Annotated in this window: 27 protein-coding genes and 1 tRNA gene; 10 read left to right on the top strand and 18 right to left on the bottom strand. The window is 66.2% G+C overall.

What is annotated here, in order from left to right; all coding sequences use genetic code 11:
- Window positions 1-1728 carry a sensor histidine kinase gene (locus PP359_RS14815; protein WP_347417522.1) on the top strand — a complete coding sequence of 576 codons (1728 nt, stop codon included), beginning with the start codon at window positions 1-3 and terminating at the stop codon, window positions 1726-1728.
- Between the two features lie 139 nt (window positions 1729-1867).
- Complete coding sequence (locus PP359_RS14820) at window positions 1868-2155, top strand: WXG100 family type VII secretion target (RefSeq protein WP_039411876.1); 288 nt, start codon at window positions 1868-1870, stop codon at window positions 2153-2155.
- 71 nt (window positions 2156-2226) lie between these two features.
- Here PP359_RS14820 and groL read toward each other — a convergent pair whose 3' ends face one another.
- The 5 genes from groL to PP359_RS14845 form a co-directional block, all read right to left on the bottom strand.
- On the bottom strand, window positions 2227-3846 hold the full coding sequence (groL, locus tag PP359_RS14825) for a chaperonin GroEL (RefSeq protein ID WP_039411874.1): 1620 nt from the start codon (window positions 3844-3846) through the stop codon (window positions 2227-2229).
- A 133-nt stretch (window positions 3847-3979) separates the two neighbouring features.
- Window positions 3980-4183, bottom strand: a complete 204-nt coding sequence (locus PP359_RS14830) for a cold-shock protein (RefSeq protein ID WP_005051075.1) — start codon at window positions 4181-4183, stop codon at window positions 3980-3982.
- A gap of 161 nt (window positions 4184-4344) precedes the next feature.
- Window positions 4345-4917, bottom strand: a complete 573-nt coding sequence (locus PP359_RS14835; RefSeq protein ID WP_499250949.1) for a LytR C-terminal domain-containing protein — start codon at window positions 4915-4917, stop codon at window positions 4345-4347.
- Between the two features lie 9 nt (window positions 4918-4926).
- Window positions 4927-5196, bottom strand: a complete 270-nt coding sequence (locus PP359_RS14840; protein ID WP_036316065.1) for a DUF3263 domain-containing protein — start codon at window positions 5194-5196, stop codon at window positions 4927-4929.
- A gap of 18 nt (window positions 5197-5214) precedes the next feature.
- Window positions 5215-6204, bottom strand: a complete 990-nt coding sequence (locus tag PP359_RS14845; RefSeq protein WP_499250950.1) for a DUF2332 family protein — start codon at window positions 6202-6204, stop codon at window positions 5215-5217.
- A 74-nt stretch (window positions 6205-6278) separates the two neighbouring features.
- On the opposite strand from PP359_RS14845, the gene msrB reads away from it, so the two are divergent.
- Both msrB and PP359_RS14855 read left to right on the top strand, forming a co-directional pair.
- Complete coding sequence (gene msrB / locus PP359_RS14850) at window positions 6279-6695, top strand: peptide-methionine (R)-S-oxide reductase MsrB (protein WP_112930975.1); 417 nt, start codon at window positions 6279-6281, stop codon at window positions 6693-6695.
- On the top strand, window positions 6692-7318 hold the full coding sequence (locus PP359_RS14855; protein WP_499250951.1) for a nitroreductase family protein: 627 nt from the start codon (window positions 6692-6694) through the stop codon (window positions 7316-7318). Before msrB ends, PP359_RS14855 begins: the two co-directional genes overlap by 4 nt.
- A gap of 17 nt (window positions 7319-7335) precedes the next feature.
- Here the strand turns inward: PP359_RS14855 and PP359_RS14860 are convergent, their stop codons facing one another.
- Window positions 7336-8289, bottom strand: coding sequence for a DMT family transporter (locus tag PP359_RS14860; RefSeq protein ID WP_499250952.1), 954 nt, complete (start codon window positions 8287-8289; stop codon window positions 7336-7338).
- Between the two features lie 216 nt (window positions 8290-8505).
- Here PP359_RS14860 and PP359_RS14865 point away from each other — a divergent pair, with 216 nt between their 5' ends.
- The gene (locus PP359_RS14865) at window positions 8506-8643 is read left to right on the top strand and encodes a hypothetical protein (RefSeq protein ID WP_198013032.1); all 138 of its coding nucleotides are present in this window, start codon (window positions 8506-8508) and stop codon (window positions 8641-8643) included.
- Between the two features lie 101 nt (window positions 8644-8744).
- Here the strand turns inward: PP359_RS14865 and PP359_RS14870 are convergent, their stop codons facing one another.
- Together PP359_RS14870 and PP359_RS14875 are read right to left on the bottom strand one after the other, a co-directional pair.
- Window positions 8745-9215, bottom strand: coding sequence for a HEAT repeat domain-containing protein (locus PP359_RS14870; RefSeq protein WP_499250953.1), 471 nt, complete (start codon window positions 9213-9215; stop codon window positions 8745-8747).
- Window positions 9216-9936: 721 nt separating this feature from the next.
- The gene (locus tag PP359_RS14875) at window positions 9937-10473 is read right to left on the bottom strand and encodes a barstar family protein (RefSeq protein ID WP_499250954.1); all 537 of its coding nucleotides are present in this window, start codon (window positions 10471-10473) and stop codon (window positions 9937-9939) included.
- Window positions 10474-10615: 142 nt separating this feature from the next.
- On the opposite strand from PP359_RS14875, the gene PP359_RS14880 reads away from it, so the two are divergent.
- Window positions 10616-10804 carry a hypothetical protein gene (locus PP359_RS14880; protein WP_112930970.1) on the top strand — a complete coding sequence of 63 codons (189 nt, stop codon included), beginning with the start codon at window positions 10616-10618 and terminating at the stop codon, window positions 10802-10804.
- Window positions 10805-11138: 334 nt separating this feature from the next.
- Here the strand turns inward: PP359_RS14880 and PP359_RS14885 are convergent, their stop codons facing one another.
- The 3 genes from PP359_RS14885 to PP359_RS14895 all read right to left on the bottom strand — a co-directional run bounded on the left by PP359_RS14885 (window position 11139) and on the right by PP359_RS14895 (window position 13045).
- Window positions 11139-11765, bottom strand: a complete 627-nt coding sequence (locus PP359_RS14885) for a HEAT repeat domain-containing protein (RefSeq protein WP_162722379.1) — start codon at window positions 11763-11765, stop codon at window positions 11139-11141.
- A gap of 20 nt (window positions 11766-11785) precedes the next feature.
- The gene (locus PP359_RS14890; protein ID WP_162722378.1) at window positions 11786-12256 is read right to left on the bottom strand and encodes a DUF4265 domain-containing protein; all 471 of its coding nucleotides are present in this window, start codon (window positions 12254-12256) and stop codon (window positions 11786-11788) included.
- 144 nt (window positions 12257-12400) lie between these two features.
- On the bottom strand, window positions 12401-13045 hold the full coding sequence (locus PP359_RS14895) for a T6SS immunity protein Tdi1 domain-containing protein (RefSeq protein WP_112930967.1): 645 nt from the start codon (window positions 13043-13045) through the stop codon (window positions 12401-12403).
- A 1398-nt stretch (window positions 13046-14443) separates the two neighbouring features.
- On the opposite strand from PP359_RS14895, the gene PP359_RS14900 reads away from it, so the two are divergent.
- Window positions 14444-15070, top strand: coding sequence for a hypothetical protein (locus PP359_RS14900; RefSeq protein WP_499250955.1), 627 nt, complete (start codon window positions 14444-14446; stop codon window positions 15068-15070).
- A 116-nt stretch (window positions 15071-15186) separates the two neighbouring features.
- Here PP359_RS14900 and PP359_RS14905 read toward each other — a convergent pair whose 3' ends face one another.
- The 5 genes from PP359_RS14905 to PP359_RS14925 all read right to left on the bottom strand — a co-directional run bounded on the left by PP359_RS14905 (window position 15187) and on the right by PP359_RS14925 (window position 17843).
- Window positions 15187-15429, bottom strand: coding sequence for a hypothetical protein (locus PP359_RS14905; protein ID WP_112930966.1), 243 nt, complete (start codon window positions 15427-15429; stop codon window positions 15187-15189).
- Window positions 15426-15737, bottom strand: coding sequence for a recombinase family protein (locus PP359_RS14910; protein ID WP_275427305.1), 312 nt, complete (start codon window positions 15735-15737; stop codon window positions 15426-15428). Before PP359_RS14910 ends, PP359_RS14905 begins: the two co-directional genes overlap by 4 nt.
- A 386-nt stretch (window positions 15738-16123) precedes the next feature.
- A complete protein-coding gene (locus PP359_RS14915; RefSeq protein ID WP_162722376.1) occupies window positions 16124-16576 on the bottom strand; it encodes a hypothetical protein in 453 nt (150 codons plus the stop codon).
- A 194-nt stretch (window positions 16577-16770) separates the two neighbouring features.
- Window positions 16771-17520, bottom strand: coding sequence for a hypothetical protein (locus PP359_RS14920; RefSeq protein ID WP_112930964.1), 750 nt, complete (start codon window positions 17518-17520; stop codon window positions 16771-16773).
- The gene (locus PP359_RS14925; protein ID WP_039411848.1) at window positions 17517-17843 is read right to left on the bottom strand and encodes a PadR family transcriptional regulator; all 327 of its coding nucleotides are present in this window, start codon (window positions 17841-17843) and stop codon (window positions 17517-17519) included. Before PP359_RS14925 ends, PP359_RS14920 begins: the two co-directional genes overlap by 4 nt.
- Window positions 17844-18019: 176 nt before the next feature.
- On the opposite strand from PP359_RS14925, the gene PP359_RS14930 reads away from it, so the two are divergent.
- Window positions 18020-18973, top strand: coding sequence for a hypothetical protein (locus tag PP359_RS14930; RefSeq protein ID WP_156122576.1), 954 nt, complete (start codon window positions 18020-18022; stop codon window positions 18971-18973).
- Window positions 18974-19167: 194 nt separating this feature from the next.
- Here PP359_RS14930 and PP359_RS14935 read toward each other — a convergent pair.
- Window positions 19168-19240: transfer RNA gene (locus PP359_RS14935), tRNA-Thr, on the bottom strand.
- On the opposite strand from PP359_RS14935, the gene PP359_RS14940 reads away from it, so the two are divergent.
- Window positions 19214-20167, top strand: a complete 954-nt coding sequence (locus PP359_RS14940) for a hypothetical protein (protein WP_499250956.1) — start codon at window positions 19214-19216, stop codon at window positions 20165-20167. The two genes, PP359_RS14935 and PP359_RS14940, sit on opposite strands and share 27 nt — an antisense overlap.
- Here PP359_RS14940 and PP359_RS14945 read toward each other — a convergent pair.
- Window positions 20110-21054, bottom strand: a complete 945-nt coding sequence (locus tag PP359_RS14945) for a DsbA family protein (protein ID WP_499250957.1) — start codon at window positions 21052-21054, stop codon at window positions 20110-20112. The two genes, PP359_RS14940 and PP359_RS14945, sit on opposite strands and share 58 nt — an antisense overlap.
- Window positions 21055-21323: 269 nt before the next feature.
- On the opposite strand from PP359_RS14945, the gene PP359_RS14950 reads away from it, so the two are divergent.
- Window positions 21324-22424 carry an ABC transporter ATP-binding protein gene (locus tag PP359_RS14950; RefSeq protein ID WP_039411840.1) on the top strand — a complete coding sequence of 367 codons (1101 nt, stop codon included), beginning with the start codon at window positions 21324-21326 and terminating at the stop codon, window positions 22422-22424.
- Window positions 22425-22472 lie beyond the last annotated feature (48 nt).

Below are 22472 nucleotides of genomic sequence, written 5' to 3' on the forward strand. Positions count from 1 at the left end.
ATGACGGCGGACGGCGTGTACGCGGCACACGCGAAGAAGAACGACCGCCTCACCTCGTGGTGGCGCGGCATCAGCCTGCGGGCCAAGGTCACGGGCGTCACCGTGGCCGTGCTGACCGGCGGACTGCTCGTCGCCGGGTTCGGTACAGCGGTGTTCCTGCGCAACGCCCAGATCGCCGAGCGCGACCAGTCGATCAGCCAGACGGTGACGCTCGATCAGGCCAGCAGCCTGCTCAACGTCGAGGTCGTCGACGGGGTCGCCAAATTCGAGCCCGCCGACTATCCGCCGCTGACATCCTTCTACATCGCCGTCTACGGGCCCGACGGCACGAGGCTGGCCACCGGGGGCCCGCCCTCCGACAACCCACCGGTGTTCCCGACCACGTTCGGTCTCGACAGCACCCTCATGCAGGGAACGACTCCGTTCGATCTCACCTCGGCCGACGGCAAGACGACCTTCCACGCCGCCGTCGACATCCTGCAGATCCCAGGAGCACGCGAGAACAACGTCCAGCTGCTCGCCCTGCCGTTGACGCCCGTGAATCAGACGGTGGCGAGCTTCGTCGGCATCTACACGATTCTGGCGCTCATGACGATCCTGGTGAGCGCCCTGCTCACCCGCTGGCTCGTCACGCTGGCGTTCCGGAGCCTCGGGCAGGTGGAGCAGACGGCGATGTCCATCGCGCGGGGCGACTTCGGCCAGCGCATGGGCGACATCGCTCCCGGCACCGAAGTCGGGAAGCTCAAGACGGCGATCAACGCCATGCTCGACCGCGTGGATCAGGCGCTCGGCCAGCGCGACGCCACCGTGCTGCAGATGCGACGCTTCATCGGCGACGCCAGTCATGAACTGCGCACACCCCTGGTGACCGTGCGCGGATACGCGGAGCTGTACCGGATGGGCGCCATCTCGGGCGACGAGCAGACGGCGCAATCGATGGAACGCATCGAGAAAGAGGCCATCCGCATGGGCGGCCTCGTCGAGGACCTGCTCGCCCTCGCCCGCCTCGACGAGCGCCGTGACATCGTCGTCGCTCCCGTAGACCTGCGCCCGATCGCCCGCGACGCGGTGCTGGATGCGCGCGCGACCTCGCCGGAACGGACCGTCTCGTTCGTCGACGACGACTCACGCCCGGCGGTGCTGCGTCCGGCATCCGCGCCGCCCACGGCAAGCGCCCCGACGCGTCGACGGCCCCCGACCGCGGCGATCGGTGCACTGCTGCGACGCCGGCCACGCGCCGACGGCGAGACGGTCACGGCACCTTCCCCCGCCCCCGCGGTGCCCCTGCCCTCCGAGCGGGAGCCCATCGTCCTGGGCGACGAGAACCGCATCCGCCAGGTCGTCGCGAACCTGCTCGGCAATGCGCGCCGCTATACACCCGACGGCTCGCCGATCGAGCTCGCCGTGGGCGTCGACGAACCGGGCGGAATGGGATGGATCTCGGTCATCGATCACGGCGAGGGCATCGCCCCGCAACTGCGGGAGAAGATCTTCCAGCGGTTCTGGCGCGCCGACACCTCACGCACGCGCGAGACCGGCGGCTCCGGTCTCGGTCTGTCCATCGTGGCGTCGGTGGTCGACGCGCTGCACGGATCGATCGTGGTGAGCGAGACGCCCGGCGGGGGTGCCACCTTCCGCGTCGCCTTCCCGCTCGCGCAGAGCCGCGACGCCGCCGAGCACCTCTTCATCGAGACCCAGCCCCTGCCTCGGCTGCACATCGAGCCCTGAGACCCCGAGCCGGCGACGCCGCGCGCCGGCTCCTCCCCAGCGCCTCTCCTGAGCGCATTCTGCACGCGCGCACTCGCCGTCATCGCGCGCCCCTGCACCGCTGGGTAGCGTGGCGCCACACCGACGAAAGGAGCTCACCATGACCGCGTTCAGTGTTGATTCGGATGCCGTACTCAGCGCCACCGGGGCGATTCGCGCGACCGCCGATCGCCTGCAATCAGAGACCGCCGCGATGCTCGGCCAGCTCACCCAGCTGCAGAGTGCGTGGACGGGCAGCGCCGCCGTTGCTTTCCAGGGGTTGGTCGATCGGTGGCGGGCCGCACAGACCGAGCTGGAGAGCGCGCTCGGCGACATCGGCACCGCCCTGGGGAACGCCGGCGCCCAGTACGCGCAGACCGAGAGCACCGCCGCGAGCATGTTCCGCTGACGCGGTCGTCATCGTGCTCCGTCACGCAGAAAGGCCCCTCCGAAGAGGGGCCTTTCCGTGGAGATCCGGACTCAGAAGTCCATGCCACCCGTGGGGTCGCCGGCCGGAGCCGCGACCTTCTCGGGCTTGTCGGCGACGACGGCCTCGGTCGTGAGGAACAGACCGGCGATCGACGCGGCGTTCTGCAGCGCCGAGCGCGTCACCTTGGCCGGGTCGATGATGCCCGCAGCGAACATGTCGACGTACTCGCCGGTCGCGGCGTTCAGGCCCTGACCGACGGGGAGCTCCGACACCTTGTTGGCGACGACGCCCGGCTCGAGGCCGGCGTTGAGCGCGATCTGCTTCAGGGGCGCCTCGATGGCGACCTTGACGATGTTCGCACCCGTGGCCTCGTCACCGGTGAGCTCGAGCTTGGCGAACGCGTTCTTGCCGGCCTGGATGAGGGCCACGCCACCACCGGGGACGATGCCTTCCTCGACGGCCGCCTTGGCGTTGCGGACGGCGTCCTCGATGCGGTGCTTGCGCTCCTTGAGCTCGACCTCGGTGGCCGCGCCCGCCTTGATGACGGCGACGCCGCCGGCGAGCTTGGCGAGACGCTCCTGGAGCTTCTCGCGGTCGTAGTCGCTGTCGGTGTTCTCGATCTCGCGCTTGATCTGCGTCACACGACCCTCGATCTGCGCCGACTCACCGGCGCCCTCGACGATCGTGGTCTCGTCCTTGGTGACGATCACCTTGCGGGCCTTGCCGAGCAGGTCGGTGGTGGCGTTCTCGAGCTTGAGACCGACCTCCTCCGTGATGACCTGGCCGCCGGTGAGGATCGCGATGTCCTGCAGCTGGGCCTTGCGACGGTCGCCGAAGCCGGGAGCCTTGACGGCCACCGACTTGAAGATGCCTCGGATCTTGTTGAGCACGAGGGTCGCGAGAGCCTCACCCTCGACGTCCTCGGCGATGATGACGAGCTCCTTGCCCTCCTGGATCACCTTGTCGACGATCGGCAGCAGGTCCTTGATGTTGGAGATCTTCTGGTTCGCGATGAGGATGTACGGGTCCTCGAAGACGGCCTCCTGGCGCTCCGGGTCCGTGACGAAGTAGGGGTTGATGTAGCCCTTGTCGAAGCGCATGCCCTCGGTGAGCTCGAGCTCGGTGCCGAACGTGTTCGACTCCTCGACGGTGACGACGCCTTCCTTGCCGACCTTGTCGATCGCCTCGGCGATGAGCTCGCCGATCTCGGGGTCTGCGGCGGAGATGGATGCCGTGGCGGCGATCTCCTCCTTGGTCTCGACCTCCTTGGCGGACGCGAGCAGCTCGTCGGAGAGCGCCTTGACGGCCTTCTCGATGCCCTTCTTCAGGGAGATGGGGTCGGCGCCGGCTGCGACGTTGCGCAGACCTTCGCGCACGAGGGCCTGGGCGAGGACGGTGGCCGTCGTGGTGCCGTCACCGGCGACGTCGTCCGTCTTCTTGGCGACCTCCTTGACGAGCTCCGCGCCGATCTTCTCGTACGGGTCGTCGAGCTCGATCTCCTTGGCGATCGAGACACCGTCGTTCGTGATCGTGGGGGCGCCCCACTTCTTCTCGAGCACGACGTTGCGACCGCGCGGGCCCAGGGTCACCTTGACGGCGTCGGCCAGGATGTTCAGGCCACGCTCGAGGCCACGGCGGGCCTCCTCGTCGAAAGCGATGATCTTTGCCATAAGTGTGTCGTCCCTCCCGGACGTGAGGATGAGTCTTTAGCACTCGCGATGATTGAGTGCTAACTCATTCTGGCACTCTGGCATGACGAGTGCAAGCCGCGCCGAGCGGGCGCGATGGGAGGGCCGGACGGCGTCAGGCGACGACGCGGACCGACTCGGCCTGGGGGCCCTTCTGACCGGCTCCGACGGTGAACTCGACCGTCTGCCCCTCCTCCAGGACGCGGAATCCCGACATGTCGATGTTGGAGTAGTGGACGAACACGTCCTGGCCGTCGGTCACGGTGATGAAGCCGAAACCCTTCTCGGCGTTGAACCACTTGACGGTGCCTTGGGCCATGCGAATCTCCTGATGCTGCGGTGGGACGTCGCAATGCTAACCAGCGCGAGAGCGGCGAAATCGCCGTTCCGGCAACTGTTGACACGGGCGCATCGAACTGTTCACACGCGCGAAACACGCTCGGCGCTCATGACCACGCTCGTGATCACGGGGCGGTGGGGTCAGCCGGCCGGAGTGGCTCCGGCATCCGTGCGATCCGCGCCGATGACGACGACGAGGAGCTTGCTGCCGTCGCCACCCGCAAGAGAGGCGTAGGCGTCGCTGAGGGTCACCGTCGCGCCGCCGATCACCTGGGCGAGGCCGCGCGCCGCCCCTTCTTCGGCGGGATCGGAGTAGAAGACCGTCGTGGTCGGGAAGTCCTTAGAGCTGGCGTCGCCGGCGGTGACTCTGTCGGACGCCCATCCGGCCGCGACGATGGTCTGCGCGAGGGAGCCGGCCAGACCCGACTGCGTCGTCGCATTGAGGACCGTCACCGCGTAGGACGTGTCGATGACCGGCTCGGCGGTCGCGATGGTCGTCGGCGTGGCGCTCGGCGTGGGAAAGAGGGTGACGCGGCCAGTGGCGATCAGCGTGCCGAAGATGCCGACCGCGACCAGAACGACGATCGCGATGATCGACCACAGCACCACGACTCCGCCTCGCAGACGCGGATTCTCGGCGCGGTGAGCACCGATGCGCCCTCCCTCGAGGGCGAGATCATCGAAGCGGTCTTTCTGCGGGGGCGTACTCGGCACCCCAGAATGCTATCGGCCTGTTCCCGTGCGGACGGCGGGAACGGCCGCGCGTCCCTCGCGCTCGCTCTCGCGCGCGTCGCGGAGCCGGCGCAGACGGTGCACCAGCATGGCGTCGTGCGCCGCGGCATCCGGTTGATCGATGATGCGGGCGAGCAGCTGGTAGTACCGGGCCGGCGCCAGGTCGAGTTCGGCGCGGATGGCCTCCTCCTTCACGGCGTCGTGCGCGATCCACCGCGACTCGAAGTCGAGGAGGAGACGATCGCGGTCGGAGAGGGGCACGTCCTCACGCTAACCCCGTCAGCCGCACCCGCCGGGATGCCACTCCAGCCATCGCCCAAGAGGATCGGCACGGCCGAGGACGATGCCGTCTCGTGCGAGCGCGAAGCCCTCCGCCGCGCGCGTCGCCGGCGCGCCACCACGCCAGCCCTCGTGGAGAGCGGGGGCATCGAGGGTGATCCATCGTCCTGCGGCAGACGCCGCCTCGATCAGCTCGTGTCGCGCATGCCATCCGAGATGGGCCAGGACACCCGGCGTCTGAACGACGAGTGCCGTCTCCCGCGGCGCCGCCGCGACCGCGGGGGCGAGCTGTTCGACGCCGTCTCCCGCGAACATGAGGGGCGGGTCCGCCGCCGCGATGCGCAGCGCGGAACGCACCCGATCCGCGCGTCCGGTCTCGCCCGGCCAGACGAGAGCCGTCAACCACGCCTCGGTGGCGGGGTCGGCCGGATCCAGTGGCGCGAGATCGATGCCCGCCCGCCAGACGATCTCCGGATGCCGCAACGGGGGCACGTGCTGACCGCGCAGCTCGCTCTCGAGCACGACCGACGACGCCCCGTCGGGGGGATCGAGCACGATCTCGCCGGCGACGCCTCGATACCGGTACGAGTAGCGGTCGGGGTAGAGGCACAGTCCCGCGCTCGCTCCGACCTCGAGCAGCGCGATCGGCCCGTCGATGCCCGCAAGCGCGGGCAGCAGGGCGGCGCACCGGAGGGGTTCGTTGGTCTGCAGAGAGCGCGCCCCGCATTCCGCGACCAGCTCGTCGCCGTGGGCGAGCACCCATTGCCGCCACTCGCGGTACCCGCCTTCGCCGGATCCGAGCATCCGCGCGGCGGCGAAGACGAGCGGGGGCTGACGATGAGAAGGCGCGATCCGACCGAGCACCTCCTGCGCCGCGGCATCCGCCGCGACTCCGGCGGCCCACTCGCCGTACAGCGCGGAACGTCCGGGAGCCTCCTCGCGGGCGAACCGGCCATAGCGGGCCGACACCGATTCTGGGAGGGAACTCATGGGTGACATTCTCGCGGGCCGAGCCGACCGCGGCCTGCGTCGGGTTGAATGGTGGGTGGAGTAAGGAGCCAGACATGACCTACCGCGTGACCAAGACCGACGACGAGTGGCGTTCGGAACTCACCGCCGAACAGTACGCGGTGCTCCGCCAGGCGGGTACCGAGCGCGCCTGGACCGGCGAGCTGCTCGACGAGAGCCGCGCCGGTCTCTACACGTGCGCCGCCTGCGGCGCCGAACTGTTCCAGAGTGGAACGAAGTTCGACTCGCACTGCGGGTGGCCGAGCTTCTACGAGTCGGTGCGCCCCGAGGCCGTCGAGCTGATCGAAGACCGCAGCCACGGCATGGTCCGCACCGAGGTGCGCTGCGCGAACTGCGGCTCGCATCTCGGACATGTCTTCCCCGACGGCTTCGGCACGCCCACCGGCGACCGGTACTGCATGAACTCGCTGTCGCTGTCGTTCACCCCGGCCCCGGAGGCGGACGCGTCGTGATCGAGACGGTCACGGATTACCCCGCCTTGGCGGCGGTGCGAAACCGCCGCTCGTGGTCGAAGGTGACGGAGGCCGCTCCCACCCGGGCCGAGCTTCTCACCCTGATCGCGGCAGCGGGGCGGGTCGCTGACCACTCCTCGCTGCGACCGTGGCGTGTGATCGAGCTGCGCGGAGATGACCGGGCGACCCTCGGCGCCGCGATCGCCAAGGCCGAGGGCGACGACAAGCCGTCGACGAAGCCTCTGCGCGCCCCGCTGCTCCTCGCCGTGGTCGCCAGCTACCGCAAGAGCGAGAAGGTTCCGCGCTGGGAGCAGGAGGCGGTTGCCTCGGGCGTCGCCCATGTGCTCAGCCTCCTGCTGGATGAGGCGGGCTGGGGCGTCATCTGGCGCACCGGTCATTACACGCGAGCCAAGGCGGTCGCCAAGGCGCACGGACTCACGAAGGACGAGGAACTGCTCGGCTGGCTGTATGTCGGCGGCAAGCCCAGCGGCGCACGTCCCGGCCGGCGCAAGAGCGTCGATCCGCGCGCACATCTGAGCCGCATGCCCGCCTCCGCGAAGGCGGCGGACAAGGACGGCGGGGCGACGAAGACCGGCGTGAAGAAAGACAAGAAGAAGAGCTGACGGGCCGTGGCGGCCGATCACTGTCGCCGTCGCCGCCAGGGGGCGAGGGCGACGACGACCGAGCTTGCGGCTACCATGACCATCAACAGCTCCGTTCCCCAGCGGGGCCCGGCATCGGCGGGCCACACGGCGTCGAGGGCGAATGCAGTGGCGAGCTGGCCGACCACGACGCCGAGGCCGAGCAGCAGCACGCCCGTGTGCGCGACGAGCGCCGCCGACAGGAAGATGTAGATTACCCCGACCACGCCGCCGAGGTAGAGCCACGCCTCGGTCGGCAGTGCGCGGGGCGCGCCGACGACGGCGACGTGAACGATGGCCGCGATGGCAAGGACCACCGTTCCACCGAAGAAGTTGACGAAGGTCGCGGTCAACGGCGTCCCGACGCGCTGGCGCAGCCGCCCGTTTGTCGCCTGCTGCCACGCGATGCCGACACCGGCCAGAAAGGGCAGCACCAGCATCCACAAGGGCACGCGCTCCACCACGCCGCCCTGCAACGAGATACCGACGGCGATGAGGGCCAGCGCGCCGCCCGCGATGCGTGGCATGGTGACCGCGACGACGCCCGCCGGGCCGTAGCCGACGCGGTCGAGCACCAGGCCGTTCAGTGTCTGTCCGGCCACGACCCCGACAGTGAACAGGGAAACGCCGATCACGGCGACGGCGAGGCCTTGCGTTGCGACGGTGAGCGCTCCGGCGAGGCCGCCTGCCAGCATCCACCACGGGATCGTGCGCGCCCGGATGCCGGCGACCAGAGCGCCGAAACCTCGGCGGCCCGTCGGCAGCAGCGCCGACACCACAGCCAGCACCAGGAGGCCCGACCCGAAGGAGATGACCGCGGCGACGAGCCCGTCACCGATGCGCAGACCGAGTTGCCCGTTGATGCGGGCTTGGAGCGCCGTCAGCACGCCGACCAGCACGGCACCACCGAGAGCCACACCGGCGGGAAGCCGGGACGTCGTCGGTGCGGTCACGACTCCTCAGCCTAGCCGGGCGCGTGGGAGAGGAGCCGATCGGTCAGTCGTAGCCCAGAATGCAGATCGCTTCGGTGACGGTGTCGGGTTCGGTACGCGGCTCGTGCTCGTCCACGGAATCGAATCTAGGGGTGCGAGCCGGCGGATGCCGAGCGCATCGCCGTGGATAACGCGATGGACACGCGATGGACGCAGCGGACTCGCTACGATCACCGCATGGCCTTTCGCGACCTCCCCGCCCCCGAGCGCCGACTCGTCATCTGGCAGTTCGTCGGCGTCGGCACTCTGATGATCGGCGTGGGCGTGCTCGTCTGGGCAGCCGTCGCCTACTATCAGTCGGTCAGCCTCGGCTGAATCGAGTTCGCGCACCCGGTGCGCTCAGGCAACGCTGAGGGGCCTCGCTATCGCATCGCACGGCGGGCGATCACCATCGCCGCTACGAAGCCGACGATCGCCTACTCGAGAACCTTCTGCGCCTCTTTGCGTACCCACGTGCGGTCATCCCGGAGAAGTCCGCCGAGCACCGAAGCGGGCAACCGCACCTTTCGCTTCCGGAGCGCCGACACGGCGTGCCCATTGACGTCACGATCCGCCAACAACCCCAACAAGACCTGATTCGCCTCCGGATGCTTCGACTTGGCGAACCCGAGCACAACCATCTCTCGTCCCCGCCCATACCGCACATCCGTCGCCAGATCGACCAGCTCGTCGAAGTACGCATCGTCCCAAATGATCTCCAGAGCGCTCCCTGTAGCCCACCGTGCTCCCAGGTTGGTTGGGTCAGATGCGCGCCGGAAGAACCGAATGAGCGCCGGAATAGCGACCGGCTTCGCCCATGGCACACTCAGTGCGCGGACGATCTCCTCTGCTTCGCGATCATCCGTCTCTCGTTCCAGAGCATCCACCAACACGGGGATGGCGCTCACGTATCGGATGCCAGAACGTCGCAAATCAGCCAACGACGAGGATGCGTAGCCGAGGGTCGCGAGCTGCGAGAGGATCGACTCTTCGCTGGATGGGTGAACGACATTCATGGCGGCGTGAACCGATCGATCGTGCCGAGAAATCGACTCCTGCAGGGCCGGAACTCCCGGCCTACCCGACGCGAGCATCGGGCGGGATCGGGAGACATCGTGAAAGCCCGACGGGCACGAAGCTCGAGTTCCAATCGGCGATCCGACCGTCCGCCTCCTTTGGCGACACCTCTGTGTAGTCAGGCGGCGCAGCCGTGAGCCCTGGGACCCTGCCGAGGAAGAAGTCGGCGTCCGACGCCTCGAAGGAGAGAGATGCCCCGGGCGCCGGCCACATATCGAGCTCGAATCGCACCATCCCGGCGCGACGATGGGTGGTGGAACTCCCGACCGGCCAGGCCGACAGCCCACCGCTTCGCGCTGGGCTCGACCATGAAAGCTCTCGAACACGCCGTGCCACAAGCACACCTGTGTTCGCATCCCGGACCTGCAACGACGGGCGCATCTCGAAAAGGAGCCCGGCAACACCCGTCACGGCATCGAACCGGACGGACAAGAGCTGTGCTTCCTGTAGGGCACCTTCCTGAGCGAAGGGATCGGCCTCGGCGGCCGGCAATCCCGCTAGATCAACGCCGTGAGGGCGTAGCACGTCTGCAAGAGGAATCACTGCCAGAAACTAGCCGATCGTTCCGTCGGCGTCCACCGTGCCGAGATCCGAGAGGCCGGCCGCTTCCCAGCGTGCAATCGATGCCGCGATCGTGGGGCCTTCGCCGGCAAGAACGACATGGAAGGGAACAGCCGGGCGGTCCCACCATTCCCCCAAGGCGATCGGTGTTCCCCACTCCAGCGCAGCGTGCTCGAGCGATGACACCAGCCACTTCAGAGACGCCGGCGACTCATCCGCCAGCACTTGATCCGGCTCAGTCAGGAGAACGACGAGCCCAACGTCACGAGAGAACTCGTCCGCTTCACTGATGCACTCGTCGAACGCATCCCTGTTCTCTCCGAAGTAGGTGGGGAACTGCAGAGCAGCCGCGAACTCGTCGAATACGCCCGCCGCGTCCCTCATCTTCCGCCCGCGCACAACGCGCACCGCAACTCCCAGCCCCGTGCTCCACTTCCACCGGGCCGTGGCGATCTCGTTTCGTCTCCCGGCAAGCAGCACAAAGGCGCTCCCCATCCCCGCCCGCAGAGGTTCCACAAGGCTTGTCACTCCATGGCCCCTCGAATAGTCACGAACGTCGAGTAATGGACGTCGGTCCAGTATGCCGACCCGTCTGACTACGTCACAAGACGCCCCCAGCTGGCGCACCGACCTCCGGAACTCCTCTGCGCGGCGTCAGTAGAGTCGGATCATGAGGGCGAACATCATCGGCGGGGTTCTGCTCGTACTCCTGGGCCTCATGCTGACGTTCCTCAGCTTGCCCTATGCCGCGCAGGGCTTCATGGGGTTTGCAGGAGTAGCGAGCGGTGTGGTTGTCGCCCTCTCCTCCATCAAGCCGTTCCTGGCTGCTCGAGCGATCCACGCGCATCGAGCACCGTAAGCGGTCACTTCCTTCAGGGGCACGCAGCCTCGCATCTCGCGGGAAACGACCATATGACGGGGGTGAGACGGGCGGCATCTACCGATACTGCTCAGGCACGCGGTGCAGACGGTCGGGCACTGCGAGATCGTCATCGACGATCCTGGGTTTGAACAGAGGCGCACCGGCGGCGAGCCACCGATCGCGGAAGCGAAGCGAGCTGGAGGGCGTTGAGTCCTCGTATCCATGTTCAACACGGCAGCAAGGACAAATATCCCAGGATGGGTCTTCTCCGCTCGTTCCCCACGGAAGGTCCGGCGGCTGGTACCCGCAGATTCGACCATAGAGTTCCGGTTCATGGCGCATTGACGTCGTCCAGATTGCTCGAATGCAGAGTACGGACCTGACGTGTCCCAGCGGAGCCAACCGGGTACGCCTCCAGAACCTTCTGCGCCTCTCTGCGCACCCACGTGCGGTCATCGTGGAGCAGTCCGTCGAGCACAGAAGCGGGCAACCGCACCTTTCGCTTCCGAAGCGCCGACACGGCATGCCCATTGACGTCACGATCAGACAACAACCGCAGCAACACCTGATTCGCTTCCGGACGCTTGGACTTGGCGAACCCGAACACGATCATCTCTCGTCCCCGCCCATACCGCACATCCATAGCCAGATCGACCAACTCATCGAAAGCCGCGTCATCCCAGGACGTCTCCAGCGCGTTACCTGCGGCCCAACGAACACCCATATTTGACGGCACATCAGCTCGACGGAAAAACTGAATGAGCGCGCGGGTCGCCGTCGGTCGCGCCCACGGAACGCTCAGCGCACGGACGATCTCCATCGCGACACGGTCATCATCTGATCCTTCGAGCGCCTGTACAAGCACGGGGATCGCGCTGACGTACCGGAGCCCAGACCGACGCAGGTTTGCCAGCGAGTCGAAGTGGTATCCACGGCGGGCGAGCTCTTCCAGCACCACCTCTTGACCTCCTGGCGCGGTCATACTCTGCCCGTCTCGTAGAAGAGCCTGCCGTCAGCCTCCTGGGTTTGCAGATAATCGGCGACTCGGGAAGCGACCCTCTGATTCTCCGCGTCGATCGCGATCAGCTTGGGGGTCCCCCGCTCCACCGCTCCTCCAAGACCCATCACACGGTCCTGGACCTCGGCCTGCGTCTCGGCTGAGAGGTCAGAGAAGAGCACGCGGAAGACGTAACGCCCCGAATGCTCCGTCACGCGACGGACGCTGAAAGCTCCTTCCGACGTCGTCTCGGTTTCGACAACGTCTCCGAGCGCGACGTCGTAGAGGAAGAACGGTATGCAGCAGACCTCGAATGTCGATTCGGTCAGCTGCCGGCACCACAGCTGCTCATGTCGGTCCTGCTCCGGCAACGGCGCGACGACGATGAAGTTGGCACGCTCTCGCCAGATGGGCTCGTGGTGCGCCGTGTACTGCCTGGGTGTTCGATTCACTGTGGGCCTCCACGCCGCACGTCCCGAGAGCCGTCTCTCGGCGATGCCGGATAGCGATCCGCGCCCTCACGGCGTTGCAGGGCAGACAGATCCTCCGCTCCTTCTCGGATGACGGCGCGAGCATCGAGCTGCTGCTTCTGCCCTTCAGCTGTCGCCACGACCGATGCTCACGCTCCCCAGTCCAGTCCCCGGTTGCATCGCTCTCGTCGCCAGCCACAGCTGACCCGTGACTCCCCAGTAGACCGCCATGTCTGTGAGCTCCAGGTTTGTCACAGCATCCGCCCCGCCGAGGAACAACGGGACTCGGTACCCAACGCAGTAGTCATGGCTGATCGGCAGCGTAGGCCCGCACTCATTCACCCACTCCAAGAAGAAGGCTGACGCAAGCGCAGCGTCTTCGTATTCGTGCAGCGTTGAGTCATGGAAATCGTCGAACGTCGCGGGGATCGTCAGGATCTCTCCCGTCCCGGGTTCGACGAGAAGCACCGATCGGAAACGTGCATCTTCCGCAGCCGCGGCGTCGAAGCCGAACTGACGCCCGAGCCAATCGAAGGCGAAGGGGCGGATGTCCGTCGTCGGAAACATCTCTGAGATCCACTGTGCTGCGGCCGGGCCCGACTCATCGTCATGAAGTCGGTAAAGACCGCCACGAAACGATGCCCCTGCGAATTCGTCCATGAAGGACGAGTATCCGGGCACCGTAAGCAGTGCGTCATCGTGCCAGGGCAGGCCTGCACTCGACACCACGTCGCGTCGTGCGCCGAACTCGCGTCGGAACTCATCGAACATGAGGCTCCTTACCTATCGACATATTGCCATGCAGACCCACGCCTCCGCCTCTCAGGCCTTGGCCACCTCAACTCTGCCGATAACAAGACCCCCGCCACCGCGGAATCGCAGCATGGTCGACGAAGAGAGCCGGCCCGGGAACCGCGCCAAGCTCACCGCCTCCATTCAAGTAGCCGAGATGAGTCTCGCCGGCGAGAATGTGACTCTCGAGAAGAACGTCGGCGACACCCAACATCCGGATCGACCGTCGACGAGGACGTCTTTCTCGGATACAACTGCGTCAGCTTCCTCCCACGCTGCGCGGCAGTGACGCGGACCCCGGATGGCTCGGACAGCACCAGAAGCTCTACGAGCACACAGGATCTGTCGCAACGATCCAGAGGGGCGCATGCCAGTACGTCCCCGGCCTTGGACGGTTCCTCTCCGTCGATCCCGTAGAAGGCGGCGTCGAAAATGACTACATCTACCCCACCGACCCCATCAACCAGCTCGACCTGTCCGGTCAATTTGCAATGCTCGTAGCCGCGGCGCCTCTGGCGATTCTCGGCCCCATCGGGTGGGCCGTACGTGGCGTTGTGGCCGTGGCTGCCGTTGTCGCCGTCGTTGGCGTTGCGGCGGAACAGATCGCGCGTGCCGAGCCACGCGTGGTGCCCCGTCCCAGCGGACGAAACTACAGACCGGACAAGAACTACCCCGTTTACGAGATCACAAAGGCCGGGCAAACGCGGAAATACGGGATCACCAGCGCCAAGAGCGCCCAGCGTCGACCGCAAGCTCAGCTGTCCAGGCGTGGATCTGACGGCAGCTACAGATAGCGAAACGAGAACATTCTGTCGGGGTCGAAGACCTCACGCCCACGCTGCTCGACTGGCGAATCAGGAAACCGGGGATCGAAGCCCGCCTGTTAGTTCGCGATCCTGCCCCGTTGATTCCCCTCAGCCCGGGGAGCCGACCCCGGTCGATGGGACCGTTCTCGCTCGAACAGCAGCTGTACGCCGCGCGCCTACCGCCGTATGCAGGAGTATCGCTCTTCGGAGTGCGGACCATCTGGAACGAGGATTCCGACACATTGCACGACAGGTATTCCCTAGCTCTTACCGACACCAAAGAGAGCGCAGTTGCACTGGTCGGTGAGCGCTTTCGACACGACTTGCCGCACGTCGACGTTGGGACAGTGATAGTGGAGGTCGACGATACGCGGCTGGAGACGGTCTCTGGGTCCGCGACTGTCTACGCGACATCCCGACAATCCAGACTCGACCTTCCCTCATACGTGCACAGTTTCGGACTCAGCGCGATCGAAGCGTCGTAAGGCCCCTCCATAGAATTGGACGATCATCATCAGTCTCACCAAGCAGGGCCCGTGGCGATCCATGACGCCCCCAGAGAGATGCGCTAATGCTCGGTATTGAGTTCGTCATGGCGTCATCACGCGTTGGTGCGTGGATGTACTCGTTTCTGCTTCTTTGCAGTGGCCTTGCATGCGCAACGCTCTTCTCCATCGGGGTCGTTCGCGGGGACTACCTGCAGGCGGCCTGGGCCGTCGCAGTACTTGGATTCGCTGCAACCCTCGTCTATCAGTTGCGGATCAAGCCGCGAAAGATCGTGCAGAGAGTAGCGCACAAAGCAACGGAGTCAGGGCAGCTCGCTCTCGCTCTGGCGGCCGTCGCTACCTTTCCCTATGGGCCCGATGATCGACGCGGGATGAGAGATGACGGAGCAAGTGTCCTCTATGCAGACCGATCGCGTCTGCGCATCGTCGACCGGCACGGAGCGACGCTCGTCGATTTGCCATCTGATCAGATCGTCAGCGTAGGCAGTGTGCGGTTCCTCCCCTTACCCGGGCACGCTCGAGCCGTACGAGTCGCTGATGTGCAGGGACGAACGTGGGACGCTTACCTGATCGGTGGCGGCGTCGGGCTCTTCTTCCCACCGAAGGACTGCCGCGTGGACGAGGCCACCCGTGCTGCTGCTTCGATTCTCGAGCTGGGCGACGATGGAGACATCTCGAGCGCAGAAAACTGAGTGCGGTGTGGGGGATGAACCGGCGACAAGTTCAATCCAGCCCGCGAGTGTGTGCAGAACTGAACCCTTTCCCTATCGCGACCGAAGCCCCCTTGGGTCACCTCTCGCTGCTGCGCTCAGGACAGATCGCCCTGCAGCTGCTCCATCCACTTCTCGAACGCCAGCTGCGCAGCGGCGCGATTGGCATGCTCTCCGAGTCTGACCCGGTACGGCTGCATCCCATCGATCTTCAGGTCCGCCGCGTCGACGACGATCCCCATCGCGCCGCCCATGCAAATGGGCATCACGCTCACCAGGTGATCGACGTTGACCCAAAGCTGCGGGTTCCGATCGACGTCGGGGATCGGTATCAGCTTCATCGCCCGCTCTCCATCCGCCCCTGGGTGCGCAGGCTGATCGACTCACCCTCGGCTTCCGCGATCGCGGCGAGAAAGCTCAGGAACAGCTTCGACCACGGGTCACGCGGGTCGTAGACCGTGTGGCCCATCTGGAAGATCGCTCCCCGCCCAGTGAGATCGCGAGCCATGTGCAGCGTGTCCTCGACGTTGCGGGCCAAGCGGGTCATTTTCGGCACCGCGAGGGTGTCGCCGGATTTTGCGGACGTGGAAGCCCGTGCGCACGGACAGCTCCACCTCGTCCCACATCTCGAAGGGGTCCAGATCAACACTCATATCGCTCATAGCCACCACATGCACGGCGCCGGACGAGTTGCGTCGGAGAAGCCTGGTCAGGTAGGGCGACGTATGCGCGAAGGGTCGCCGAACGCCCTCCCGCGTGATTCCACGGAAGTCAGCTGGTCAGAGTGTCAGATAGACAGTGCCGGCTACAGGACTTGAACCTGCAACCCCCGTATTACCAGAGCGGGCATCTGACGAGCTGACTTTGCCGCGAGTAGTGGCCCTACATGACCAAGCGCAACCAGTCGAGCACTCCTCCAGCCAGTGCTATTCGCCACCCATTCGCCACCCGAGAGTCCGCACCGGCGATGGCGACACCGATTCCTCAGAGCTCGGGCAAGCTCCCCAGTGGCCGCCACCTCTCGCGCCCCGCCGTTCATGCAATAAGAGCAACAAACCGGCGAAGTTCGCGCACGTGCCGTCGATCGTTCGGATCGACACCGCGATCGAGTACAGCGGACACTCGGACACGGGGCAGCTGGAAGCTGATGAATGGTCCCCGAGGAAGATCATCGTCGGGCACGAGCTCGTGATCCTCAAGATCCACTCGGTAGAGCCAGCCTCGGCCCGTTCCGGGCATCCGCGTCGTCCAATCGGCCGCGAACGCGGCAGCAAGAGCACGCTCCGTGGTGACATAGACGAGGTCTTCCGACGTCATTACGCGCGTGAATCCGGCAGCTTCGGACCTCTCGCGCATGCTCGGCATGCCCGACAGAGACGGCGGAAGAACCCAGTCGCCAGGGCGTAAATCGGGCGCACCACCATGGAAGAGTGACACGCGGCCAGCCCTCACCTGAGAATCAAGCAACCGTAGTTCAGTCGTGTCCACGCGCTCACGCTACGCCGACTGGTCTCGGCTCGGCGCAAATTAGGCCAGGAGCAAGTCGCGCACCACCGGTCGCAACCGCGCGTGATCCTTGGCGCGCCCGTCACAAGATGGCCGCACGGCACGTCGGAGGACTGCGCGAGCGTCACCGCCAGCCGGCGAGAACCGGTGTGGCTTGGGTCGGTGATCGACGGCATTTAGGCGAGTTCGCCGCGAGGATCGCCCACGGCTGCCGCTCCGCGGCGGCTACGAGCCGCAGAGCGGATGGCGATCCCGCACAGTATGACACCGGTTAGCACGCCGGCAGGTGCGGCGAGCAGGCCGAGGTAGAGGGGCACCGTGCCTAGGAAACCAGCGACGAAGCCGATAGTGAGGGCCCAGTCTCGCGTCATTCCGCCGCGCTGAAGACTCGGCGCGGTCGCGACGGCCACAGCAATGCCGATGAATGCAGCACTCAACGCGCCCACCGCCCACAGGCTCTCCACGTTTGGGATGACGCCGCCGCCATCTCGAAGAACTGCAAGGTTCAGGGCCGCCATAGCCGCGAGCGCCGCGAATGCAGACGCGACCACCGGCACAGCGGTGCGGACGCTCCATCGCCCGTCAGTAGCTGCACGAAGACTCCAGACCGAGGCGCTGAGCAGGAGTGGACCGACGAAGAGCCACAGCGGATTACCTACCGCGTTGTTACCACCCAACGCAAGGATGTACCCCACTGCGAGCGCAACCGTTCCGAGCCCAGACGCGGCAATCGGGAGGAGATGGCGAGTGCGCTCGAAGAGACCAGCAGCTCGCATCGCCGCCCGCTCTTCTTGGCTGAGCTGCGTGGAGTCGGAGTGCTCAGAACGCTCCATATGCAAATCAATGAGCGCAGCCCCGTGCGTTTCGCGCCACCTCCGCGGGTACCAGCGAAGCATCCGTTCGACATCGCGCTCGATCGTGCTCATGCCGTGACCGCCTTCCCGTTAACTTCCCGAAGTCGTCGCTGAGCTAGCTGAGCCTGAGCTGCGAGCTGGTCGGCGCGGCGCTTCAGTATCTGCATGCCGTCTGTGGACAGCACGTAGTAACGCCGCGTGCGCTTGTGCACGACTTCCTCACCGTCGGGAAGAATCCAGCCCTTACTCGCCATGGATTCCAGCGCGGCGTAAAGAGTGGCGATGGGGAGAGACTTCTCGAGCTGGTCTTCCGCATCGCGTAAAAGACCGTAGCCATGCCTGCGGCCCGAGGCCAGCGAGGACAACACAGCGAACTGCAGATCAGTGACGCTCATGTCACGCATCGTATCAGACATATATTCCGCTTGCTCAGAATATATGGCGAAGTGAAACTCTGACTGAATAGAGTTACCCCAAGCGGGCCGCCGCCCAGCGCCGAGCCATGGACGGTAGGCGCACCACAACGCGCGCGGGTAAACCGACGCGCACCGATCGAGGAGGATCGTTCGCAATGAATCGACGACTGCATGCGGGACTGTGCATGGCAGCAATTGGAGGGTTGTTGATTGCCTCGCTTGGCGCAACGGCGGCCGTCGCCGCGGATAAGCCCGGCGACGATGTCTTGAGCGCCCTCGCCGCAACCGCCCAGACCGACGAGGCTCCCGATGTCCTGTCGAGCACTGCCGACCCTGCCAGTGTCGGTGTTACCGTCCCGGGCAACTCCTCCGACCCCATTGTCATCGCATCGGGTGACGCAGCGATAGAAGTCACTCTTCCCGGCGCTGCAGCTGATGCGGTCACGATCGGGGACGGCCTTGTGGGCTTCGACGGTGGAGATGGGTCGACGTCCGTTCCAGTCGCGAAGATGGACGGTTCCGTGCAGCTGATTTCCGTTATCGACGGCCCCTCTAGCCCCACGGAATATCGATACGAGTTCGACTTGCCCGCTGGCGCGACGCTCAACCGCGTCGAGGATGGCGGCGTGGCGGTGAAAGCTGCAGACGGCAGTGTGCTCTTCGGCGTACTTGCGCCCTGGGCTGTCGACGCCAACGGCGACGCTGTAGCCACCAGTTACGCCATCGCAGGCAACGCTCTCGTTCAACACGTCGCTCACGGATCGTCGAACGTTTACCCGGTGGTTGCAGATCCGTGGCTAGGAGGCACATGGGTCGAGTCATGGTCCTGGTACAGCGGCGCTACTCGCATCGCGATGACGCCGACTCTGTTCGCGAAGGCGGCGTGCCCGGGCAACGTCGTCTGCGCCGCCACGTGGCAGGGAGTAGCGCAGTCCGAGCTCGCCAACGCGCAGGTAACTAGCGGCAACAAGGCGAAGATCAACCGCGCCACGACCGGTAACCAGATTGGCTGCCACATGGTCGGAGGCGCCTTCAAGTCTCCGTGGAACCTCGAAACTGACGCCGCCGATAAGGGCCTGCTCGGTTTCATCGCGTCCGCCTGCAACTAGACACGACTATCTCGGTGGCAGCCGGGTGTTCTCCCGGCTGCCACCTTCGCGACGAAGAAAGGCCCCTATTCGCCACCCATTCGCCACCCGTAAGCAGCTTGTCCTCCATGAACCGAGGCGCTCGCTCCATGATCGATCGCGCCCCTTCCGCGTGATTTCGCGGAAGTCAGCTGGTCAGGGTGTCAGATAAACGGTGCCGGCTACAGGACTTGAACCTGCAACCCCCGTATTACAAGTACGGTGCGCTACCAATTGCGCCAAGCCGGCGGGCCCGGAGTCCGGGCATCGGGGGTCTCCCCCGCCCATAGAGGTTACGTGATGCGGCGTACCGCACGCACATCGAAGAGCGACGGCTCCCGCGTTGTGGTCCGCGATCATGGGCACATGCGCAGAATCTGGGCACTTATTGCAGCCGGCATCCTGACCGTATCTCTGGCAGGCTGCACAGACGCCCAGCCCGCGCCCACGCCTTCAGCCTCTCCGCGAACGGAGCCGCCGACAGCGACAACCGTCGCGCCGGTGATCGCTGCGACCCCGACACCGACGTCGAGTCCCGGACCCGGTTCGGAAGATGCCGCCCTGGTCATTTCGGCGACCGACCTCACCCTGCTCGATGAACAAGGCCGGGTCCGCCCGCACCTCAACCTCAGAGGCGAGGATCCCACTCAGTTTGCCGAATCGATCAGCACCGCAGCCGGATCGGAAGTCACCGAGACGACCAAGCCGGGCGGACCGGAGGGCGCGAAGTTCACAGCCACCTTCACGTGGGAGGGTCTGATCATCACGACCTTCTTCAGCCCTGACGAGTGCGCGGACGCCTGCCGTGGCACGTTCGTCTCGTCCACCTCGCCGCGCATCGGCGCTGTGCCGGTCCGCACTGTTTCCGGCATCTCCGTCGGCGACACGGTGACGGAAGCGAAGGCGCGGGGCGCGCACTCCACGAGCGATCATCCGCTCGCGTCCGATCCGGAGGATCCTTCCCTCTTCGATTCCACGACGGAGGCGACCCGCGTCGTCCTGTTGAGCATGGACGAGAACTCCGCAGTGATCACCGACATCGGAGCGGGCGCCTGGTACGTCTCCTTCGGAGGCTGTGAGAAACCAGACCGCCGAGGCTATCCGGGCCGCGCCGCGCGCTACGGCGCGGCCGTCGGCGTCACGGTGGGCGTGGGCGTCGCGGTCTGCGACTTGTAGTACGCCCCGCTCGCGCTCGTGAGCACGAACTGCGAGAACTCCGCGGCATCCGTCATGTCGCCCACGTACTGCTGGCCGTTCACGACGACCATCGGCGTCCCCGTCAGGGTGAGCCCGTTCGTCCCGGGGATGCCGCTGATCGCGCGCTCGGTGGCACCCTTCACCCACGACGAGTACGACTCGGTCTCGATGCAGTCGCGAAGGCGCTTCGGATCGTCAGAGCCGTTCGCCTGGGCGATGTCGGCGAGTTCCTTGTCGGAGAAGCCGTCGGAGTCGACAGCCGGCTGACGGGTGAGGAGGTCGTTGTTGAAGCTGAAGAACTTCGACGGATCGAGAGTCGCGACACAAGCGGCTGCGCTCGCCGCGCGCAACGAGTACTTCGTTCCGTTCGACTTGGCGGTGAGCATCGAGACCGGGTGGTAGGTCAGGGTTGCCGCCCCGTCCGACACCCACGACGCCAGCTGCTTCGCGTTGGCGAGCTGCCACTGTCGCGCCGCCGGCGAGAGGTAATCGACGTAGACGTGGATGTCGACCACGGATGCCGAGGTGGACGGCGAAGGTGTCGCCTGCGGCTCGGCCGCAGCCGTGGGCACCGAGCTCGCGCCGTCGATCGGCGTTCCCGGCGAGACCGAAGACACTGACGTCACCCGGAAGCCGTCGGCGGTGGCATCGGCCGGCTGCAGCTGCGGCCGATCGCTGTTGGAGCGCACCGCCCACGACACCGCGACCGCGACCGCGACGACGGCGGCAGCGGCGACGACGGCGAGCGCCGAGCGGCGCAACACGCGTGCCCGCGACTGCTTCGCGTGGACGAGCTGCGCCTTCTCGCGCACCGCATCGCGGCGGCCAGCAGGCGTGGGCTCGTTCGGGGCGTCGTCGTGGGACATGGGACCTTCTGTGGGAGGCAGCTCGAGGGCACATCGCGGTGCATCCCGGTCGTCACGATCCGGATCGGGTCCAGCGTCGCGGACGGAGCAAGGCGATGTGTCGATGCTAGCCAGCGAGCCTGTGAAATGCCCAGACGAGGCCTCTTCTTCGCAGAGGAGAACGTGCGATACTGAGAACGCGTCCATCGCAGGACGTGCGGGCCAAGCCCCCGCTCATTCCATCACTACGGATCGTCCGGCACGTACCTGCCGGTGAAGGAGAAGAAAACATGGCGTCCGTCACCTTTGACAACGCAACCCGTCTGTACCCGGGCGGCACCCGCCCGGCCGTCGACAAGCTCAACCTCGAGGTCGGTGACGGCGAGTTCCTCGTCCTCGTCGGCCCGTCCGGTTGTGGAAAGTCGACGTCGCTGCGCATGCTGGCCGGCCTCGAAGAGGTCAACTCCGGCCGCATCCTGATCGGCGATCGCGATGTCACCGACATCCCGCCGAAGGACCGCGACATCGCGATGGTGTTCCAGAACTACGCGCTGTACCCGCACATGACGGTCGCCGAGAACATGGGCTTCGCGCTCAAGATCGCCGGCGTCGGCAAGGAAGAGCGCGCGCAGCGCGTGCTCGAGGCCGCGAAGCTCCTCGACCTCGAGGATTACCTGACCCGCAAGCCGAAGGCCCTCTCCGGTGGTCAGCGTCAGCGCGTCGCGATGGGCCGCGCGATCGTGCGCAAGCCCCAGGTGTTCCTCATGGACGAGCCCCTGTCGAACCTCGACGCGAAGCTGCGCGTGCAGACGCGCACCCAGATCGCGTCGCTGCAGCGCAACCTCGGCGTCACCACGGTGTACGTGACCCACGACCAGACCGAGGCTCTGACCATGGGCGACCGCATCGCGGTTCTCAAGGACGGTCTGCTGCAGCAGGTCGGCACGCCGCGTGACCTGTACGAGAAGCCGAACAACGTCTTCGTCGCCGGCTTCATCGGCTCGCCCGCCATGAACCTGTTCCAGGTCGACCTGGCGAGCGCCGGCGGCATCCAGTTCGGCACCGCCGTCGTCGACGCCGACATCGACCGTCCCACCAGCGCGACGCAGGTCACCGCCGGCATCCGCCCCGAGGACATCATCGTGAACCCGGCCGACGGCCAGGGTCTCTCGGTGACGGTCGACCTCGTCGAGGAGCTCGGCGCGGACGGCTACCTCTACGGCCACACCGAGATCGCCGGCAAGCGCACCGACATCGTCGCGCGTGTCGACGGCCGCAACCACCCGAACGCGGGCGAGACCGTCGTGCTCGCCCCCGTGCCGCACCACGTGCACGCGTTCGACATCGAGTCGGGCGAGCGTCTCACCAAGAAGGCGATCGCCTCGGCCTGATCCGACCAGACGCGGCGCGGGGGCCCGGTTCCACGGACCGGGCCCCCG

Origin of the sequence: Sphingomonas sp. BLCC-B65, from assembly GCF_028550675.1 — a bacterium.
Lineage (GTDB): Bacteria > Actinomycetota > Actinomycetes > Actinomycetales > Microbacteriaceae > Microbacterium.

What these genes read in the sequence shown, in the direction of transcription:
- PP359_RS14905 (WP_112930966.1), bottom strand. Translation starts at nt 15,429, where the DNA reads ATGAAGCTGATACCGATCCCCGACGTCGATCGGAACCCGCAGCTTTGG.
- msrB (WP_112930975.1), top strand. Translation starts at nt 6,279, where the DNA reads ATGACCTACCGCGTGACCAAGACCGACGACGAGTGGCGTTCGGAACTC.
- PP359_RS14865 (WP_198013032.1), top strand. Translation starts at nt 8,506, where the DNA reads ATGGCCTTTCGCGACCTCCCCGCCCCCGAGCGCCGACTCGTCATCTGG.
- PP359_RS14845 (WP_499250950.1), bottom strand. Translation starts at nt 6,204, where the DNA reads ATGAGTTCCCTCCCAGAATCGGTGTCGGCCCGCTATGGCCGGTTCGCC.
- PP359_RS14950 (WP_039411840.1), top strand. Translation starts at nt 21,324, where the DNA reads ATGGCGTCCGTCACCTTTGACAACGCAACCCGTCTGTACCCGGGCGGC.
- PP359_RS14920 (WP_112930964.1), bottom strand. Translation starts at nt 17,520, where the DNA reads ATGAGCACGATCGAGCGCGATGTCGAACGGATGCTTCGCTGGTACCCG.
- PP359_RS14820 (WP_039411876.1), top strand. Translation starts at nt 1,868, where the DNA reads ATGACCGCGTTCAGTGTTGATTCGGATGCCGTACTCAGCGCCACCGGG.
- PP359_RS14925 (WP_039411848.1), bottom strand. Translation starts at nt 17,843, where the DNA reads ATGAGCGTCACTGATCTGCAGTTCGCTGTGTTGTCCTCGCTGGCCTCG.
- PP359_RS14895 (WP_112930967.1), bottom strand. Translation starts at nt 13,045, where the DNA reads ATGTTCGATGAGTTCCGACGCGAGTTCGGCGCACGACGCGACGTGGTG.
- PP359_RS14880 (WP_112930970.1), top strand. Translation starts at nt 10,616, where the DNA reads ATGAGGGCGAACATCATCGGCGGGGTTCTGCTCGTACTCCTGGGCCTC.
- PP359_RS14830 (WP_005051075.1), bottom strand. Translation starts at nt 4,183, where the DNA reads ATGGCCCAAGGCACCGTCAAGTGGTTCAACGCCGAGAAGGGTTTCGGC.
- PP359_RS14900 (WP_499250955.1), top strand. Translation starts at nt 14,444, where the DNA reads ATGCTCGGTATTGAGTTCGTCATGGCGTCATCACGCGTTGGTGCGTGG.
- PP359_RS14930 (WP_156122576.1), top strand. Translation starts at nt 18,020, where the DNA reads ATGAATCGACGACTGCATGCGGGACTGTGCATGGCAGCAATTGGAGGG.
- PP359_RS14945 (WP_499250957.1), bottom strand. Translation starts at nt 21,054, where the DNA reads ATGTCCCACGACGACGCCCCGAACGAGCCCACGCCTGCTGGCCGCCGC.
- PP359_RS14815 (WP_347417522.1), top strand. Translation starts at nt 1, where the DNA reads ATGACGGCGGACGGCGTGTACGCGGCACACGCGAAGAAGAACGACCGC.
- groL (WP_039411874.1), bottom strand. Translation starts at nt 3,846, where the DNA reads ATGGCAAAGATCATCGCTTTCGACGAGGAGGCCCGCCGTGGCCTCGAG.